Source organism: Enterobacter sp. SA197, assembly GCF_054131575.1.
In genome coordinates, this window is record NZ_CP096393.1 from 324,021 (window position 1) to 340,226 (window position 16,206).

A 16,206-nucleotide genomic window follows, 5' to 3' on the forward strand; every position below is an offset into this window, starting at 1 on the left:
ATGCAGCATAACGAATTTCAACTGTTAACGGCGCAAAACAGCGCGCCAATAAAAATGTGGACCCACGGAGTTCCGGTCGAGCCTGAGGCGCGTGCGCAGTTGCAGAACACGGCGAAGATGCCGTTTATTTTTCAGCATCTGGCGGTGATGCCGGATGTGCATCTGGGTAAAGGCTCCACCATCGGCAGCGTGATCCCAACCAAAGGGGCCATCATTCCGGCGGCGGTCGGCGTGGATATAGGTTGTGGCATGATCGCTGTACGTACTTCGCTTATGGCAAGCGACCTGCCCGATAACCTGAGTGGACTGCGCAGCGCCATTGAGCAGGCGGTGCCGCACGGGCGAACCAGTACCCGCTCCGGGCGTGATAAAGGGGCCTGGGAAACGCCCCCGCAGGAAGTGGATAACCACTGGTCGCTGCTGTCAGCGCGCTTTAAGCGCCTGACGGATAGCTATCCGCAGTTACTGAAAACCAATAATTATCAGCACCTGGGTACGCTCGGGACGGGCAACCACTTTATAGAGATCTGCCTGGACGAGCAGCAGCGCGTGTGGGTGATGCTACATAGCGGATCCCGCGGCGTGGGTAACGCCATCGGTACGCTGTTTATTGCGCTGGCGCAGCAGGATATGCAGCAGCATATTGCCAACCTGCCGGATAAAAACCTGGCCTATTTCCAGGAGGGGAGTAAGCACTACGACGATTACATGGAGGCGGTCTCATGGGCGCAGGATTTTGCCCGTCATAACCGGGAAGTGATGATGGCGCGCGTGCTGGCGGCGCTGTCACGCATCGTGACGAAGCCGTTCATGACGCAGCAGGAAGCGGTGAATTGCCACCATAACTATGTCCAAAAAGAGCGCCATTTTGGTGAAGAGGTGCTGGTGACGCGCAAAGGGGCGGTCTCCGCGCAAAAAGGCCAGATGGGGATTATTCCCGGTTCGATGGGGGCCAAAAGTTTTATCGTGCGGGGACTGGGGAACGAAGAGAGTTTCTGCTCCTGTAGTCATGGCGCAGGGCGTGCGATGAGCCGTACGGCTGCGAAAAAGCGCTTCACCGTTGATGACCAGATTCGCGCTACCGCGCATGTTGAATGTCGTAAAGACAGCGACGTCATTGATGAAATTCCGATGGCCTACAAGGATATCGATGCGGTCATGGCGGCACAGGCGTCGCTGGTGGAAATCGTTCACACCCTGCGTCAGGTGGTGTGTGTAAAAGGATAAAAAAATGACGGTCAATGGTGTGGATGCTGGCATGCGCGAACGCGTGCGGCAGCATTTGAAGAGGGTTGAGCAGGACTATGGTGTTCGGGTGCTCTACGCCTGCGAGTCCGGCAGTCGGGGGTGGGGCTTTGCCTCACCGGATAGTGACTATGACGTGCGATTTTTATACGTGCATCCACCGGAATGGTACTTACAAGTGGAGACACCACGTGACGTTATCGAACTGCCGATCAATGATGAGCTGGACGTGAGCGGTTGGGAGTGGCGCAAAGCGCTGGGCTTGCTAAAAAGCGCCAACCCGACACTGATTGAGTGGCTGGATTCGCCTGTCGTTTACCAACGGGAGGAGGCGGTGATAGCGGCGCTCAGCGCGCAGGTGCCGAAATGGTTTTCTCCCGTGCGGGCGCGCTGGCACTACTACTCTATGGCCCGCAGAAACTTTCACAGCTATTTGCAGGGCGATGAGGTGCGGTTGAAGAAGTATTTCTATGTGCTGCGTCCGTTACTGGCCGTGCGTTGGGTGGAAGCAGGAAAAGGCGTTCCTCCTATGCGCTTTGCCGAACTGCTGGCAGGCAGTGAACTGGAGGCGGAGCTGCGTCTGGAGATAAAGGAACTGCTGGCGCGTAAGCAGCGTGCCGGAGAAGCGCAGTATGGTGCACCTTTGCCACGCTTGCATGCGTTTATCGCCGCGGAGATCGACAGGGGCACGCTTCCTCCCGTGTTACCAGATAGTCGGGATGGAGAGGTGAAAGCGCTTGATCGGTTGTTGTATCAAACGGTGATGGCATAAAACGAGGCCGGACAGGGTTGCCCTTCCGGCCTCTGCCTTGTTATTCGAACAGATTATGGTGCAGTTTCTGAACGACCTGCTCCGCTTCGCTGCCCGGCACCAGGAAGCACAGGTTGTGGCTGGATGCGCCGTAGCAAATCATACGGATATTGAACGGTTCGAGTACACCAAAAACCTCTTTGCCGACGCCGCAGGCTTTCGACAGGTCATTACCAATAATCGCCACCAGCGCCAGGTTTTCTTCCACCTCTACCCGGCAGAGTGAAGAGAGCTCGGTCAACAGCGCCTGCGTCAGCAGGGTATCTCCGGTAGAGGTAGAACCGGTGGTGTCCAGCGTCAGCGCCACGCTCACTTCCGAGGTGGTAATGAGGTCAACCGAGATGCTGTGGCGCGCCAGAATGCCGAATACTTCCGCCAGGAAACCGCGGGAGTGCAGCATGTTAAGGCTGTGCAGCGTCAGCAGGGTCTGCTTACGGCGCAGAGCCAGCGCCCGGAACAGCGGAGGATTGCTGGTTGTATTGCAGACCAGGGTGCCGCCTGCTTTTGGATCTTTACTGGAACCCACGAACACCGGGATGTCGCTGCGTACGGCAGGAAGCAGGGTGGCAGGATGCAGCACTTTCGCGCCAAAAGTAGCCATTTCAGCCGCTTCTTCAAAGGCAATTTCGTCGATGCGTTTGGCCGAAGGCACTACGCGTGGGTCGGTGGTATAGATGCCTGGAACGTCAGTCCAGATATCAACGCGGGCGGCATGCAGGGCTTCACCAAGCAGGGCGGCGGTATAATCGCTGCCCCCGCGGCCCAGGGTCGTGGTGCGGCCTTTAGCTTCGCTGCCAATAAAGCCCTGGGTGACCACCATGCCGTCGGCGAGTCGCGGGGCGAGCTGCTGGGTGGCGAGTTCCGCCAGGGCGGCAACGTCCGGCTCGGCACGACCAAAACGATCGCTGGTGCGCATCACTTTACGTACGTCAAACCACTGCGACTGAATATCGCGTTCGCGCAGGATTTCAACAAACAGCAGGGTCGACATCAGTTCGCCGTGGCTGACCAGTTCGTCGGTCAGTGCGGTGGAGGTTGCCAGGGAAGCGGCTTCGGCAAGCGTGGTGATGTTTTCCAGCAGGCGTTCGATCTCTTCCCGGATAACGTTCGGGTTGGCCAGGCGTTCCAGGATATCGAACTGAATTTTACGGATAGCATCAAGTTTGACGAAGCGCTCGGTGGACTCCAGCCCTTCGGCGAGCGCAACCAGCAGATTGGTGACGCCAGCAGAAGCGGAGAGCACCACTAAGCGGGTATTCGGGTCGGCGAGCACCACATCGGCGCTGTGGTTCATGGCATCATAATTTGCCACACTGGTACCGCCAAACTTGGCGACAACTAATTCAGACATAACAACCTCGTGTCAGGGGATCGATTATTCAGCCATGGCACAAGGGAAGAGCGAAAGGGGTAGGCGCAGCAAACTACGATTACACCCAGAAGTGCTCCACCACTTGTGAAACGCCCGACTGCGAACGTTTCTGGTGACAACTCAGGGGATTCAGCCCCTGTAGCCGATGGTGATTGCTGCCGTGCAATCCACCACCTCGGCGGTGCTCCCCCTCACGTATCGTCTCCGGATGGGCTCCTCGAATACGGTTACCTGGGCAACGCTCCTCTTCTGGCTATTACCTTCGCCTTTCACACTCTCTGTAGCGAGAAATGCTCTGGTAATACACAAACTCGCCTGTAGGCGGGTAGCGCATATAGAAATAAAGGCTCGCGGCATCCCTGTCAATGTTGTGATTATGCGGATTTTTCATGCAGAGGAATCGATTAGAAAAAGGGCTTATGTTGGGCTAATTTATTGCTTTATTTCGCCCGTTTTGCCGCGGCGTCCGGGAGTGGAAAACAAAAACCATCACAATTTTTGTTCGCAGGCGCTACAATCGACCGCAGTCACAATTCTCAAATCAGAAGAGTATTGCTATGAAAAATATCAACCCAACGCAGACTTCTGCCTGGCAGGCATTACAGAAACACTACGCTGACATGAAGGACGTTACCCTCGCGGATCTCTTCGCGAAAGATAGCGACCGTTTTGCTAAGTTTTCCGCAAAATTTGATGATGTGATGCTGGTGGATTTTTCCAAAAACCGCATTACCGACGAGACCCTGGCCCTGCTGCAAAATCTCGCGAAAGAGACCGAACTGGCAGGGGCGATTAAGTCCATGTTCTCCGGCGAGAAAATCAACCGTACCGAAGACCGTGCCGTGCTGCACGTGGCGCTGCGTAACCGTAGCAACACGCCGATTATGGTTGATGGCAAAGATGTCATGCCAGAAGTGAATGCCGTACTGGAGAAGATGAAAACCTTCTCGGAAGCCATCATTTCCGGTAGCTGGAAAGGCTATACCGGCAAAGCCATTACTGACGTGGTGAATATCGGTATCGGTGGTTCTGACCTTGGCCCGTTCATGGTGACCGAAGCACTGCGCCCGTATAAAAACCATCTCAACATGCACTTCGTTTCTAACGTTGATGGCACGCATATCGCTGAAGTCCTGAAAAAAGTGGAGCCGGAAACCACGCTGTTCCTCGTGGCTTCCAAAACCTTTACGACGCAGGAAACCATGACCAACGCCCACAGCGCCCGCGACTGGTTCCTGAAAACCGCCGGTGATGATAAGCACGTAGCGAAACACTTCGCCGCGCTTTCCACCAATGGTAAAGCGGTTGGTGAATTCGGTATCGACACGGCAAACATGTTCGAGTTCTGGGACTGGGTTGGGGGTCGTTATTCGCTGTGGTCGGCGATTGGCCTGTCTATCATTCTGTCCGTGGGTTTCGACAACTTTGTTGAACTGCTTTCTGGCGCGCATGCGATGGACAAACACTTCTCCACCACCGCACCTGAGCAAAACCTGCCGGTTCTGCTGGCGCTCATCGGTATCTGGTACAACAACTTCTTCGGTGCTGAAACCGAAGCGATTCTGCCGTATGACCAGTATATGCACCGCTTTGCCGCTTACTTCCAGCAGGGCAACATGGAATCCAACGGTAAATACGTTGACCGCAACGGCAACGCCGTGGATTACCAGACCGGCCCCATTATCTGGGGTGAGCCAGGGACCAACGGCCAGCACGCGTTTTACCAGCTGATTCACCAGGGCACCAAAATGGTACCCTGCGATTTCATTGCTCCGGCCATTACTCACAATGCGCTCTCTGACCACCATCAGAAATTGCTCTCCAACTTCTTCGCTCAGACCGAAGCGCTGGCGTTTGGTAAGTCCCGCGATGTTGTTGAGCAGGAATATGCTGACCAGGGTAAAGATCCGAAGACGCTGGAACACGTTGTGCCGTTTAAAGTCTTTGAGGGCAACCGCCCGACGAACTCTATCCTGCTGCGTGAAATCACGCCGTTCAGCCTGGGCGCACTGATTGCGCTGTATGAGCACAAAATCTTCACCCAGGGGGCGATCCTGAATATCTTCACCTTCGATCAGTGGGGTGTGGAGCTGGGTAAACAGCTGGCGAACCGCATTCTGCCGGAACTGGGCGACGATAAAGAAATCAGTAGCCACGACAGTTCCACCAATGGGCTTATTAATCTGTATAAAGCCTGGCGTTAATTTTTTTTGCATCCTTAGCGATGCGCCGGATATGCTATAAAAAAATGCCGACATTGCGTCGGCTTTTTTTATCGGATAAATCTTCTTCCCACTATTAATACCTAATTCCGCGCTCTGAGGTTATTCTGAAAAGCAAGAATAACCGTTTAATGTCCAGGCGTTATTTTCAGATGTTACCTATACTTCCCAACTGGGTGAGTAATTTTAACAATATGAAATATAAAGGTTTTAAATTAAATATATAATTTTTATATATCTCTTTTATCCAATTTTCTTAAAACTTCCCGCTACGTTTCCCATTCGATTAATAGCCTGCTTTAGTTGTGTATACTCGTACTCGCCTGATTATTTCAGGCACATACCCGTCGTACTTCAGGTTGCATGTGTGTTGGCTGCATTCGTTCACCCCGGTCACTTACACCAGTAAGCTCCCGGGGATTTTCTCACTTGCCGCCTTCCTGCAACTCGAATTATTTAGGGTAAATCTCCATTCATTCAATGAAGGGAAATTGATATGAAAAAGGCACTGTTTGGCATTTTTGCCATAACCGCGCTTGCGGCGACGTCTGCGTTTGCGGCACCGATTCAGGTCGGTGAAGCAGCAGGCTCGGCAGCGACGTCTGTCTCAGCGGGAAGTTCGTCTGCGACCAGCGTCAGCACCGTAAGTTCTGCGGTGGGTGTTGCCCTGGCGGCAACCGGTGGCGGTGATGGTTCCAATACCGGAACCACAACCACTACGACCACCAGTACTCAGTAATCGCGAGTACTTAATCATAACCACACTTCGGTGTGGTTATTTCGTCACTCCCCTGGAGAAGAGTCGTGAAGCGACCCGCAATTATTCTGATTTGCCTGCTTATTCAGGCCTGTTCTGCCACCACCAAAGGGCTGGGGAATTCGCTGTGGGATAGCGTTTTCGGCACGCCCGGCGTCCATCTGACCGATGAAGACATTGCCAGCATGCCTTACGCCAGCCAGTACATGCAGCTTAATGGCGGGCCGCAACTCTTTGTGGTGCTTGCCTTTGACGAGAATGGTCAGCAGAAGTGGGCGACACAGGACCAGTCGCTGGTTGTCACTCAGCATTACCGCATCGTTAAAACCCGGCTGGGTGAAAATAACCTGCTTGAGGTGAACAATCTGGCGGCAGACCCGCTGGCTAACCCAGGCCTGATTACCGACGGGGCGAGCTGGACCCGCACGATGGGCTGGACCGAACACAATCAGGTGCGCTACGCCACGGCGCGTTCCATCTTTCGCTGGAACGGTACCGACACGGTAACCCTTGGTAGTGACGAGACGCCCGTGCGGATCCTGGATGAAGAGGTGACCACAGATAAAAAAAGCTGGCGTAACCGCTACTGGGTGGATGAGAACGGCCTCATCCGCCAGTCGGAACAGTACCTGGGAGCGGACTGGTTCCCGGTAAAAACTACGCTGATTAAGGCGCCGAAATCATGAAGATACGAATTTATGCAGCGCTGATCATGACCCTTTGCGCTCCCCTGGCGCTGGCCGCGGGTACCATTGAGGTACACACCGCAGGCGACACTAAACCCAGAACCCTGACCGACGCCGCCCATCTGATAGATGTGGTCGGCCAGCCGCGACTGGCGCAAAGCTGGTGGCCTGGCGCCGTCATTAGCGAGCGTCAGGCTACGGCTGTAGCAACCGAACGCCAGCAGGCCCTGCTGGGTCGGTTACGCAGCCTGGCGGCGGAAGAGAGCGGTGATGATGCAGCGGCGGTGAATGCGCTGAGTCATCAGGTTGCGGCGCTGAAAATCACAGGTCGCCAGCAGGTTAACCTCGACCCGGACGTCGTTCGGGTAAGAGCTGGCGCAAACCCGCCTTTAGAAGGGCATTACAGCCTGTGGGTCGGCCCCCGTCCTGACACCATTACCATTTTTGGCCTCGTCAGTAGCCCAGGAAAAAAAGCGTTCACGCCGGGACGTGACGTCGTGAGTTATCTTGACGAGATGCATTTGCTGAGCGGCGCGGATAAAAACGATGCCTGGTTGATTTACCCCAACGGCCGCACCAAAAAAGTACCGGTGGCCTACTGGAACCGACGCCACGTCGAGCCAATGCCCGGCAGCACCATTTTTGTCGGCTTTTCCCCGGCGTTATGGGGCGACCGTTATGAAACGCTGAACGCGGACATTCTTCATTCTCTGACGCACAGGATACCGGAACAATAATGAAAAAATCCTTTGTCATCAGTGTGCTGGCGCTGGGGATTAGCGCCGCCTGCCACGCAGAAAGTTACCCGGCACCCATTGGCCCGTCGCAGTCTGACTTCGGTGGGGTGGGTCTGCTGCAAACCCCCACGGCGCGTATGGCCCGGGAAGGGGAGATCAGTCTCAACTATCGCGATAACGATCAGTATCGCTATTACTCCGGCTCAATACAGCTTTTCCCGTGGCTTGAAACCACGCTGCGTTACACCGATGTGCGTACCCGTCGCTACAGCAGTGTGGATGCCTTCTCTGGCGACCAGTCCTATAAAGATAAGGCCTTCGATCTGAAATTACGCCTGTGGGAAGAGGGGTACTGGATGCCGCAGGTTGCCGTAGGCGCACGTGATATCGGCGGAACGGGGCTGTTTGATGGCGAATATGTGGTGGCAAACAAGGCCTGGGGGCCGTTCGACTTCTCCCTTGGCCTGGGATGGGGCTATCTCGGTACGGCCGGGAATATCAAAAACCCCCTCTGTTCGTATGAAGAGAAATATTGCTACCGCGATAACAGTTATAACCAGGCAGGCTCGGTGGATGCCAGCCAGATGTTCCACGGTCCCGCGTCGCTGTTTGGCGGGGTAGAGTACCAGACACCCTGGCAGCCCCTGCGGCTTAAGCTGGAATATGAAGGCAACAACTATCAGCAGGACTTTGCCGGTAGCCTGCCGCAAAAGAGCAAGTTTAACGTCGGTGCCATTTACCGGGTGGCGGATTGGGCTGACGTCAATCTCAGCTATGAACGTGGTAACACCTGGATGTTTGGCTTCACGTTACGCAATAACTTCAATGACCTGCGTCCCGCCTACAATGATAACGCCCGACCGCAGTACCGCCCGCAACCGCAGGATGCCATCATTCAGCACTCTGTTGTCGCCAATCAGCTGACCTTGCTGAAATACAATGCGGGTCTGGCCGATCCGAAAATTCAGGTGAAAGGCGATACGTTGTACGTGACGGGCGAGCAGGTAAAATACCGCAACTCGCAGGAAGGTATCGAACGCGCTAATCGCATCGTGATGAACGACCTGCCGGAAGGTATTCGCACCATTCGGGTGACGGAAAACCGCCTTAACCTGCCGCAGGTGACCACCGAGACGGACGTTGCCAGTCTGCAGCGCCATCTGGAGGGGGAGCCGCTGGGGCAGGAGACGACGCTGGTGCAAAAACGCGTCACCCCGATAGTGCCGGAATCTACCGAGCAGGGCTGGTATATCGAAAAGTCGAGCTTTGATTTCCATATCGACCCGGTGCTCAATCAGTCGATTGGTGGCCCGGAAGGGTTCTATATGTATCAGCTTGGGGTGATGGCGACCGCCGACTGGTGGCTCACCGATCACCTGCTGACGACCGGCAGTCTGTTCGCTAACCTTGATAACAACTACGACAAATTCAACTACACCAACCCACCGAAGGATTCACAACTGCCGCGTGTGCGTACCCGCGTACGTGAATATGTGCAGAACGATGTGTATGTGAATAACCTGCAGGCCAACTACTTCCAGTATCTGGATAATAATTTCTATGGCCAGGTGTACGCCGGCTATCTGGAAACCATGTACGGCGGCGCGGGGGCTGAGGTGCTCTGGCGTCCGGTGGACAGCAACTGGGCGTTTGGTGTGGATGCCAACTACGTGAAGCAGCGTGACTGGCGCAGCGCGCAGGATCTCATGAAATTCACCGATTACAGCGTGAAGACCGGGCACTTAACGGCCTACTGGACGCCACCGTTTGCCCAGGATGTGCTGATCAAAGCCAGCGTTGGGCAGTATCTGGCGGGTGATAAGGGCGGCACACTGGAGGTGGCGAAACACTTCGACAGCGGTGTGGTGGTGGGAGCCTATGCCACTATCACCAACGTTTCGCCGGATGAGTATGGTGAAGGGGACTTTACCAAAGGCGTATATGTCTCCATTCCGTTGGATCTCTTCTCCACCGGCGCGACCCGCAGTCGTGCGGCCGTTGGCTGGACGCCACTGACGCGTGATGGCGGGCAGCAGCTGGGACGTAAATTCGATCTTTATGGGATTACCAGCGATAAGAGTATGAATTTCAGGTAATTTGGCGTTCGCGTCCCCTCACCCTGGCCCTCTCCCCAGAGAGACGAGGGGAGCGATGGAGCCGCTTTCCCCCCTCACCCTGGCCCTCTTTCCAAAGGGGCGAGGGGATCGATCGAGCCGCTTTCCCCCTCACCCTGGCCCTCTCCCCAAAGGGGCGAGGGGAGCGATCGAGCCGCTTTCCCCCTCACCCTGGCCCTCTCCCCAAAGAGACGAGGGGAGCGATGGAGCCTGCTAAAAGGTGTGGACTTTTCTCCCTCTTTCTTTTAATTGAAGTGCCCTCACTAATATTACGTTTTACAGCGATAACATTGCGTCATGGGAATAAAACAGTCACCGCGATGACAGGGTCCGGCTGAAAATCGACGACGCGTATCCGCAAGGCCGGGGCGCCGCGCAGGGATGCGCGGCGAGGGCGGCTTTACAGGGAGGTTTCCTCCGCCCGTCCCCGACAAGCCTGAAGGATTAAGCGTCGTGGACCGCGAAGCGGCGATTTTCGTGGCCGGGAGCCCGGGTCGCCAGGGTGGTGGCGGTGAACCACCCTGGCACGTTCACGGGTTCTGGCGTGACAGAGAAGCAAGAAACATAAGGTGAACGGAATGACCACAAGAGCCGCATGTTTCCCCTCACCCTGGCCCTCTCCCCAAAGGGGCGAGGGGAGCGATGGAGCCGCTTTTCCCCTCACCCTGACCCTCTCCCCAGAGAGGCGAGGGGAGCGATGGAGCCGCTTTTCCCCTCACCCTGACCCTCTCCCCAGAGAGACGAGGGAAGCGATCGAGCCTGCTAAAAAGCGTGGTTTTTTCTCCCTCTCCCTTTCAGGGAGAGATACCGTCTTGCGGTTCAGGCCGCAAGCGGTATCTCAGCGTCGAATATGCGACCCGATTTCACTACGCCATAAGCCAGTTGCAACAGCTTTCTCATTCCCGCGCAGACCTGCTCTTTCCCTGATTTTCCTCGTTCAGCCAGCCGCCCCATCAGGCTCTTCACCACTTCGTTATATCTGCCCGCGACGATGGCAGGCATGTACAACGCGCTACGTAACTCTCCCTGCCCCACCTTCGATATCCGGCTTTTCCCTTTCCACAACCCCGATTCACAGCGCCGTGGATTCAGTCCTGCATACGCCACCAGCGCCTTGCTGCTACTGAACCGGCGCAGGTTTCCCGCATATGCCAGCAGGCTGGCACTCAGCATATCTCCCACGCCCGGAATGCTCTTCAGCAGGGCTTTATCACGCTTCAGATCCGGGTTGTCGTCGATGTGCTGATTGATTTTCTTCTTCGTCTCTTCTATCAGCGCATCCAACTGGGCGATATGTTCAGTCAGGGACGCAAGGATGACCTCTTCAGCCCCTTCCAGCCGGTTTTCCTCCATCTGGCGCATCTCTTCCAGATTTTTCAGATGGCGGACCAGCGCAGTCAGTTGCCGCTCGTACAACGGCGCCGGGAACCAGGCCGATGGCTTATGCAGGGCGCAGTAACGCGCTATCAGCGCAGCATCACCTTTATCCGTCTTATTGCGGGTCAGTTCAGCCTTGCCAAAAGCGCTGATGCGCGCCGGATTTTCGAGGCTTACCCTGCAACCGTTATCAGCCAGCAGAGTGGCAAGTTCAGTGCTGTAGCAACCGGTGGCTTCCATGCAGACATGGCAGTCGCCAAAGCGCTTCAGCCAGGCCAGGAACTCGCGCGCCCCGGAAGAGGTATTCGCGAATTTTTTAGTTTTGTATTTCTGATTAGGAAGCAGAACGGCAACATCAAATTTGAGTTTGGCGATATCCACGCCGACAGGAACAAGATTCATGATGGCACTCCGTAACCTTATGACAATATCGCCGGACCATCCTTATATGTGGGTGCTCAGGGCACAGGATACCGTTCGGTCTTGAGGCGACAGGGAAACAGGTGACCGGGGCATAATCTCTCCCACGGGCTCAGAGGCACCAGGGCCAGGGGATGCTCACCGGTCACCTCCCGATGATCAGTCGGGGATCTTCTCCGGCTGAGCGGAGAAGATCAAGACATAAGGGTCGGGGTGAGGGTCTACAGCCGCCGCAGTAGCCTTGCCGGATTCCCTGCATACACCCCTTTCTCGGTCAGCGACTTTGTCACCACACTCCCCGCACCAATCACCACGCCATCGGCAATGCTCACCGCCAGAATAGTCGCGCCGCTGCCAATCGACACCTCGTTGCCTATCACAATCCGCCCCCAGTTTTCCCGGTCCGGGTCAGGTTTTCCGTCGCGGAACATGTCGTTGGCGAACATCACGCCGTGGCCGATAAAGCAGCGCTCGCCAATGGTCACGTACTCACAAATAAAGGTGTGCGACTGAATTTTGCTGCCTTTGCCAATACGGGTATGACCCTGGATCTCCACAAAAGGCCCGATAAAAACCTCATCTGCCAGCGCACAGTCGTAGAGATTGACCGGTTCGTAAATCACCACATTCTCGCCACGCACCACGTTGCGGATTGCCACCTGCCGTATATTTGGATTCATTGCGACGCCTTAAATTGATTTTCCCAAAATATGCATTGTGCTCTGCTGTGAGGGACTGCTGAACACCGTATCGTGTAGATGGATCAATCCCAGGCGTTCATAAAAGCGGCGGGCCTGCGTATTTGCGCTTAGAACTTCCAGCCAGAAAAATGTTTCGCCGTGTGCTTTGGCTCGCTGAATAACATCGTTGAAAATCACCTCGCCATAGCCTTTGCCGGTCGCGTGCGGCAGTAAATAGAGTTTATTCAGTAGGGTGCCAGCGGGGCCTTGCGGATGAACAGGATGGTGCCAGCTGAATTTGGCAAAGCCAACGGGCTCGCTGGCATTCGTGGCGATAAGCCAGCAGCAATTGTCGTTCTGTAAGCTCTCCTGCAGAGCCTGAAGGGAATATTCCTGTTCGAGAAAATTCGTCAGCTCATCTTTGTCCTGCCACAAATGGGCGAAATGAAAGGGGTAACTTGTACAGCCCATTTCGTGCAGTAATGGCGCGTCAGTAACATGCGCCTTATTGATTGTCAGCACTCTGTTTTTTCTCCCTGTTCTTATCAGTACAGGGCGCTATGTCATCATGGCGCGGCACAAAATATAAGCAAAAAATCTAGATCTGGATCACATTTCTGCGTTATACAGGAGGCTCGCCACTGAACATGAGGTGCCAGTATGACCATGCCATCGCTCAACACGCGCCCGCGCGTTGAGTTCATCTCTACCGTTCTTCAGACGGTGTTAAACATGGGCCTGTTGAGTCTGGGGCTGATCCTGGTTGTCTTTCTTGGCAAAGAGACGCTGCATCTGGCGGACGTCCTGTTTGCGCCCGAGCAGGCCAGCAAGTATGCGCTGGTAGAAGGGTTGGTGGTTTATTTTCTCTACTTCGAATTTATCGCCCTGATTGTGAAGTACTTTCAGTCCGGTTTTCACTTCCCGTTACGCTACTTTATCTACATTGGGATCACCGCGATTGTGCGGTTGATCATTGTTGATCATAAATCACCGATGGACGTGCTGATCTACTCCGGCGCGATCCTGTTGCTGGTGATCACTCTCTGGCTTTGTAACTCTAAGCGCCTGAAACGTGAATAAAAAAGGGCGCTCCGAAGAGCGCCTGATAAACAATCATAGTCACAAGTTAACTCGTCATACTTCGTGTTGCAGTGTGTTGGCTGCGCTCTTTTGCCGCCTGTCTGCAACCCGCGTTATTCAGAGTTACGGGTCAATATTCCAATGAGGACAACAGTGGCACATCATGATGAAACTTAACCTTTTACACCGCCCGCGGTCAGGCCGTTCACCAGCCAGCGCTGAGCCAGCAGGAAGACGGCGGTAATGGGGATAGCTGACAACACAGCAGCGGCGGCAAAGTCACCCCACAGATAGTTCTGCGGGTTCAGGTACTGCTGCATGCCCACCGCCAGGGTGTAGCTGTTAACGTCACGTAATAGCAGCGAGGCGACCGGCACTTCAGTAATGGCCGCGATAAACGACAGAATAAAGACCACCGCCAGGATAGGCACCGATAGTGGCAACAGCACCAGACGGAACGCCTGCCACGGTGTGGCGCCATCCAGCGCAGCGGCTTCTTCAAGGGAACTATCGATAGTTTCAAAATAGCCTTTGATGGTCCAGACGTGTAGAGCAATGCCACCCATATAAGCGAAGATCACCCCGCCGTGCGTATTCAGTCCGATAAAGGGGACGTACTGGCCCAGACGGTCAAACAAGGCATACAAAGCAACCAGCGACAGAACCGCCGGGAACATCTGGAAAATTAGCATCCCTTTAAGCAGCGTGGCTTTGCCGGGAAAACGCATACGGGCAAAGGCATACGCACAGGTGGTGGAGAGTGCCACCACGCCAATGGCGGTAATGACCGCAATCTTGATAGAGTTCCACAGCCACAACAGCACCGGGAACGGCGGCGGGGTGACGCGCCCGTCAGCGTGTTCGACGCTAAAGCCCAGCGCCAGCTTCCAGTGCTCCCAGGAGATGGTTTCCGGGATGAGACTGCCTGTCGCGAAGTTACCTTCACGCAGGGAGATGGCGATGACCATCAGTAACGGGAACATGATGGCGGCAATAAATGCCAGCAGCAGCACGTGGGTAATCAGTAATCTTAGTTTTTGCGATTTTGCCTGGACCATAGCCATGTTCATCGCCCTCCTTAGTCAAATTTCATGCGTGTGGCTTTCAGATTGATGATGGCAAGCGCACCCACCAGCAGGAAAATCAGCGTGGCAATGGCGGCGGCAAGGCCAAAATCCTGCCCACCGCCGCCTTCAAAGGCGATGCGGTAGGTGTAGCTGACCAACAGGTCGGTATAACCCGCTGGCGTGGTAGTGCCGATGCGGTCCGGGCCACCATTGGTCAACAGCTGAATCAACACGAAGTTGTTAAAGTTAAAGGCGAAGCTTGCGATCATGAGCGGCGTGAGCGGCTTAATCAGCAGCGGGAACGTGATACGGAAAAAGTTCTGCAATGCGCTGGCTCCGTCCATCGCAGAGGCTTCGTACAAATCGTCCGGAATGGCTTTCAGCAGGCCCATGCAAAGAATCATCATGTACGGGTAGCCGAGCCAGGTGTTGACGATGACGATCATTGATCGCGCGGTGGTCGGGTCGCTGAACCAGGCGGGTTTGATGCCAAACAGGGCGCTCAGCATCATGTTGATCTCACCAAAGCTCTGGTTAAACAAACCCTTGAAGATCAGGATGGAGATAAACGATGGCACTGCATAGGGCAGAATGAGCAGCACGCGGTACACGGCTTTGCCTTTGAGCGCTTCCCACTGTACCAGGCAGGCCAGCACCATCCCGACCGCCACGGTGAGCACCACGGTCAGCAGCGAGAAGACAATGGTCCAGATGAATATGGCGAAGAAGGGCTTCTGGATGCCTTCATCGGTAAAGACACGGGTGAAGTTATCCCAGCCGATGGTCACGGTATAACCCGGACTGAGCTTTTCGTCGCCCCAGCTGTTATCCGCATTGACTGCCTGATAAAAACCGAGGCTGTTATTGGGGCGGTATTTTACGCCGCTCTGTTTGTTTGTCAGCGAGCCATCCTGCTCCAGGGCATACAGCGGTGTCGTACCGGAGAACTGACGCAGGGAGCTCATGACCACATTACTGTTGTCCGGCAATACGGCGGTGAGCTGAGTTAAGGCGGCACGGTTTTGCGTAACATCACGTAGGGTGCCACGCTCGCCGGTGGGCAGGGCGTCGGCCTCTTTTAAGGTGATTTTCTGCTCGCCGCCAAGAGAAAAAGCGTCTGAGAGATAGTTTTTGCCGCTTTCCCCGTCGGTCAACGCAAGGCGCCATTTTCCCTCTGCGGGATAAAGGGCAAAGTTGTAAATTTTCCCTGCCTGATAGGAGCGATCCATCAGTACCTGTTGAGCACGCTCCTGGGTGAGCTGGTGGGTGCTACTGTAGTTGGTAAACGCAATGGCGATGGTACAAACCAGCGGAAACAGTACAAACAGCCCCATGCCAGCAAGGCCAGGGTAGACATAGCGCCAGGCGTAGGCTTTACGGTTGGCGAAAATATAGAGGCCAAGAGAGCTTAAAATCAGCGTCGTGATGGCAAAAAGGTATTCCCCTTGGGCATACATCAATACGACAAGATATCCCACCAGCAGTCCGAGCAGCCCGATGACGGACCACTTCAGCGTGTTACTTTGCCACCAGTGTTTCTTTTTAACGACATCCATGGGAAATTTCCTCTACAACAATTAAGCAACCCTCACCCCAACCCTCTCCCTGAGGGAGAGGGGGTAGTTTTCTCCTTCTCCC

Annotated in this window: 14 protein-coding genes and 1 riboswitch; of the genes, 8 read left to right on the forward strand and 6 right to left on the reverse strand. The window is 55.0% G+C overall.

The annotated features are described in order from the left end of the window. Both M1D91_RS01515 and M1D91_RS01520 read left to right on the forward strand, forming a co-directional pair. The gene (locus M1D91_RS01515; protein WP_437434167.1) at positions 1–1,227 is read left to right on the forward strand and encodes an RtcB family protein; all 1,227 of its coding nucleotides are present in this window, start codon (positions 1–3) and stop codon (positions 1,225–1,227) included. A gap of 4 nt (positions 1,228–1,231) precedes the next feature. Next, positions 1,232–2,017 (forward strand): nucleotidyltransferase domain-containing protein, encoded by a 786-nt coding sequence (locus M1D91_RS01520; RefSeq protein ID WP_437434168.1) that lies wholly within the window; start codon positions 1,232–1,234, stop codon positions 2,015–2,017. A 40-nt stretch (positions 2,018–2,057) separates the two neighbouring features. Here M1D91_RS01520 and lysC read toward each other — a convergent pair whose 3' ends face one another. Beyond that, positions 2,058–3,407 carry a lysine-sensitive aspartokinase 3 gene (lysC, locus tag M1D91_RS01525; protein WP_437434169.1) on the reverse strand — a complete coding sequence of 450 codons (1,350 nt, stop codon included), beginning with the start codon at positions 3,405–3,407 and terminating at the stop codon, positions 2,058–2,060. Positions 3,408–3,488: 81 nt separating this feature from the next. After that, positions 3,489–3,685: riboswitch (Lysine riboswitch) on the reverse strand. 300 nt (positions 3,686–3,985) lie between these two features. On the opposite strand from lysC, the gene pgi reads away from it, so the two are divergent. The 5 genes from pgi (at position 3,986) to M1D91_RS01550 (ending at position 9,926) form a co-directional block, all read left to right on the forward strand. Beyond that, the gene (gene pgi / locus M1D91_RS01530; RefSeq protein WP_437434170.1) at positions 3,986–5,632 is read left to right on the forward strand and encodes a glucose-6-phosphate isomerase; all 1,647 of its coding nucleotides are present in this window, start codon (positions 3,986–3,988) and stop codon (positions 5,630–5,632) included. A 514-nt stretch (positions 5,633–6,146) separates the two neighbouring features. Then, positions 6,147–6,389 carry an exopolysaccharide production protein YjbE gene (gene yjbE / locus M1D91_RS01535; protein ID WP_437434171.1) on the forward strand — a complete coding sequence of 81 codons (243 nt, stop codon included), beginning with the start codon at positions 6,147–6,149 and terminating at the stop codon, positions 6,387–6,389. Between the two features lie 65 nt (positions 6,390–6,454). After that, entirely contained in the window at positions 6,455–7,093 is a 639-nt protein-coding gene (locus M1D91_RS01540) for a YjbF family lipoprotein (RefSeq protein WP_437434172.1), read from the forward strand. Then, positions 7,090–7,830: a capsule biosynthesis GfcC D2 domain-containing protein gene (locus tag M1D91_RS01545; protein ID WP_437434173.1), complete on the forward strand. Its 741-nt coding sequence runs from the start codon at positions 7,090–7,092 to the stop codon at positions 7,828–7,830. Before M1D91_RS01540 ends, M1D91_RS01545 begins: the two co-directional genes overlap by 4 nt. Next, entirely contained in the window at positions 7,830–9,926 is a 2,097-nt protein-coding gene (locus M1D91_RS01550; RefSeq protein ID WP_437434174.1) for a YjbH domain-containing protein, read from the forward strand. Before M1D91_RS01545 ends, M1D91_RS01550 begins: the two co-directional genes overlap by 1 nt. An 837-nt stretch (positions 9,927–10,763) precedes the next feature. On the opposite strand, the gene M1D91_RS01555 is transcribed toward M1D91_RS01550, so the two are convergent. From M1D91_RS01555 to M1D91_RS01565, 3 genes are all read right to left on the reverse strand, one after another. Next, on the reverse strand, positions 10,764–11,723 hold the full coding sequence (locus M1D91_RS01555) for an IS110 family RNA-guided transposase (protein ID WP_457975816.1): 960 nt from the start codon (positions 11,721–11,723) through the stop codon (positions 10,764–10,766). A gap of 239 nt (positions 11,724–11,962) precedes the next feature. Continuing rightward, a complete protein-coding gene (locus tag M1D91_RS01560) occupies positions 11,963–12,421 on the reverse strand; it encodes an acyltransferase (protein ID WP_437432174.1) in 459 nt (152 codons plus the stop codon). A 9-nt stretch (positions 12,422–12,430) separates the two neighbouring features. Further along, complete coding sequence (locus M1D91_RS01565) at positions 12,431–12,892, reverse strand: GNAT family N-acetyltransferase (protein ID WP_437432181.1); 462 nt, start codon at positions 12,890–12,892, stop codon at positions 12,431–12,433. A 195-nt stretch (positions 12,893–13,087) separates the two neighbouring features. Here M1D91_RS01565 and psiE point away from each other — a divergent pair, with 195 nt between their 5' ends. Then, entirely contained in the window at positions 13,088–13,501 is a 414-nt protein-coding gene (gene psiE, locus M1D91_RS01570; protein ID WP_437432180.1) for a phosphate-starvation-inducible protein PsiE, read from the forward strand. A gap of 173 nt (positions 13,502–13,674) precedes the next feature. Here the strand turns inward: psiE and malG are convergent, their stop codons facing one another. Both malG and malF read right to left on the reverse strand, forming a co-directional pair. Next, a complete protein-coding gene (gene malG / locus M1D91_RS01575; RefSeq protein WP_437432179.1) occupies positions 13,675–14,565 on the reverse strand; it encodes a maltose ABC transporter permease MalG in 891 nt (296 codons plus the stop codon). Positions 14,566–14,579: 14 nt separating this feature from the next. After that, positions 14,580–16,124, reverse strand: coding sequence for a maltose ABC transporter permease MalF (gene malF, locus M1D91_RS01580; protein WP_437432173.1), 1,545 nt, complete (start codon positions 16,122–16,124; stop codon positions 14,580–14,582). Positions 16,125–16,206 lie beyond the last annotated feature (82 nt).

What these genes read in the sequence shown, in the direction of transcription:
- M1D91_RS01515 (WP_437434167.1), top strand. Translation starts at nt 1, where the DNA reads ATGCAGCATAACGAATTTCAACTGTTAACGGCGCAAAACAGCGCGCCA.
- M1D91_RS01520 (WP_437434168.1), top strand. Translation starts at nt 1,232, where the DNA reads ATGACGGTCAATGGTGTGGATGCTGGCATGCGCGAACGCGTGCGGCAG.
- lysC (WP_437434169.1), bottom strand. Translation starts at nt 3,407, where the DNA reads ATGTCTGAATTAGTTGTCGCCAAGTTTGGCGGTACCAGTGTGGCAAAT.
- pgi (WP_437434170.1), top strand. Translation starts at nt 3,986, where the DNA reads ATGAAAAATATCAACCCAACGCAGACTTCTGCCTGGCAGGCATTACAG.
- yjbE (WP_437434171.1), top strand. Translation starts at nt 6,147, where the DNA reads ATGAAAAAGGCACTGTTTGGCATTTTTGCCATAACCGCGCTTGCGGCG.
- M1D91_RS01545 (WP_437434173.1), top strand. Translation starts at nt 7,090, where the DNA reads ATGAAGATACGAATTTATGCAGCGCTGATCATGACCCTTTGCGCTCCC.
- M1D91_RS01550 (WP_437434174.1), top strand. Translation starts at nt 7,830, where the DNA reads ATGAAAAAATCCTTTGTCATCAGTGTGCTGGCGCTGGGGATTAGCGCC.
- M1D91_RS01555 (WP_457975816.1), bottom strand. Translation starts at nt 11,723, where the DNA reads ATGAATCTTGTTCCTGTCGGCGTGGATATCGCCAAACTCAAATTTGAT.
- M1D91_RS01560 (WP_437432174.1), bottom strand. Translation starts at nt 12,421, where the DNA reads ATGAATCCAAATATACGGCAGGTGGCAATCCGCAACGTGGTGCGTGGC.
- M1D91_RS01565 (WP_437432181.1), bottom strand. Translation starts at nt 12,892, where the DNA reads ATGGGCTGTACAAGTTACCCCTTTCATTTCGCCCATTTGTGGCAGGAC.
- psiE (WP_437432180.1), top strand. Translation starts at nt 13,088, where the DNA reads ATGCCATCGCTCAACACGCGCCCGCGCGTTGAGTTCATCTCTACCGTT.
- malG (WP_437432179.1), bottom strand. Translation starts at nt 14,565, where the DNA reads ATGGCTATGGTCCAGGCAAAATCGCAAAAACTAAGATTACTGATTACC.
- malF (WP_437432173.1), bottom strand. Translation starts at nt 16,124, where the DNA reads ATGGATGTCGTTAAAAAGAAACACTGGTGGCAAAGTAACACGCTGAAG.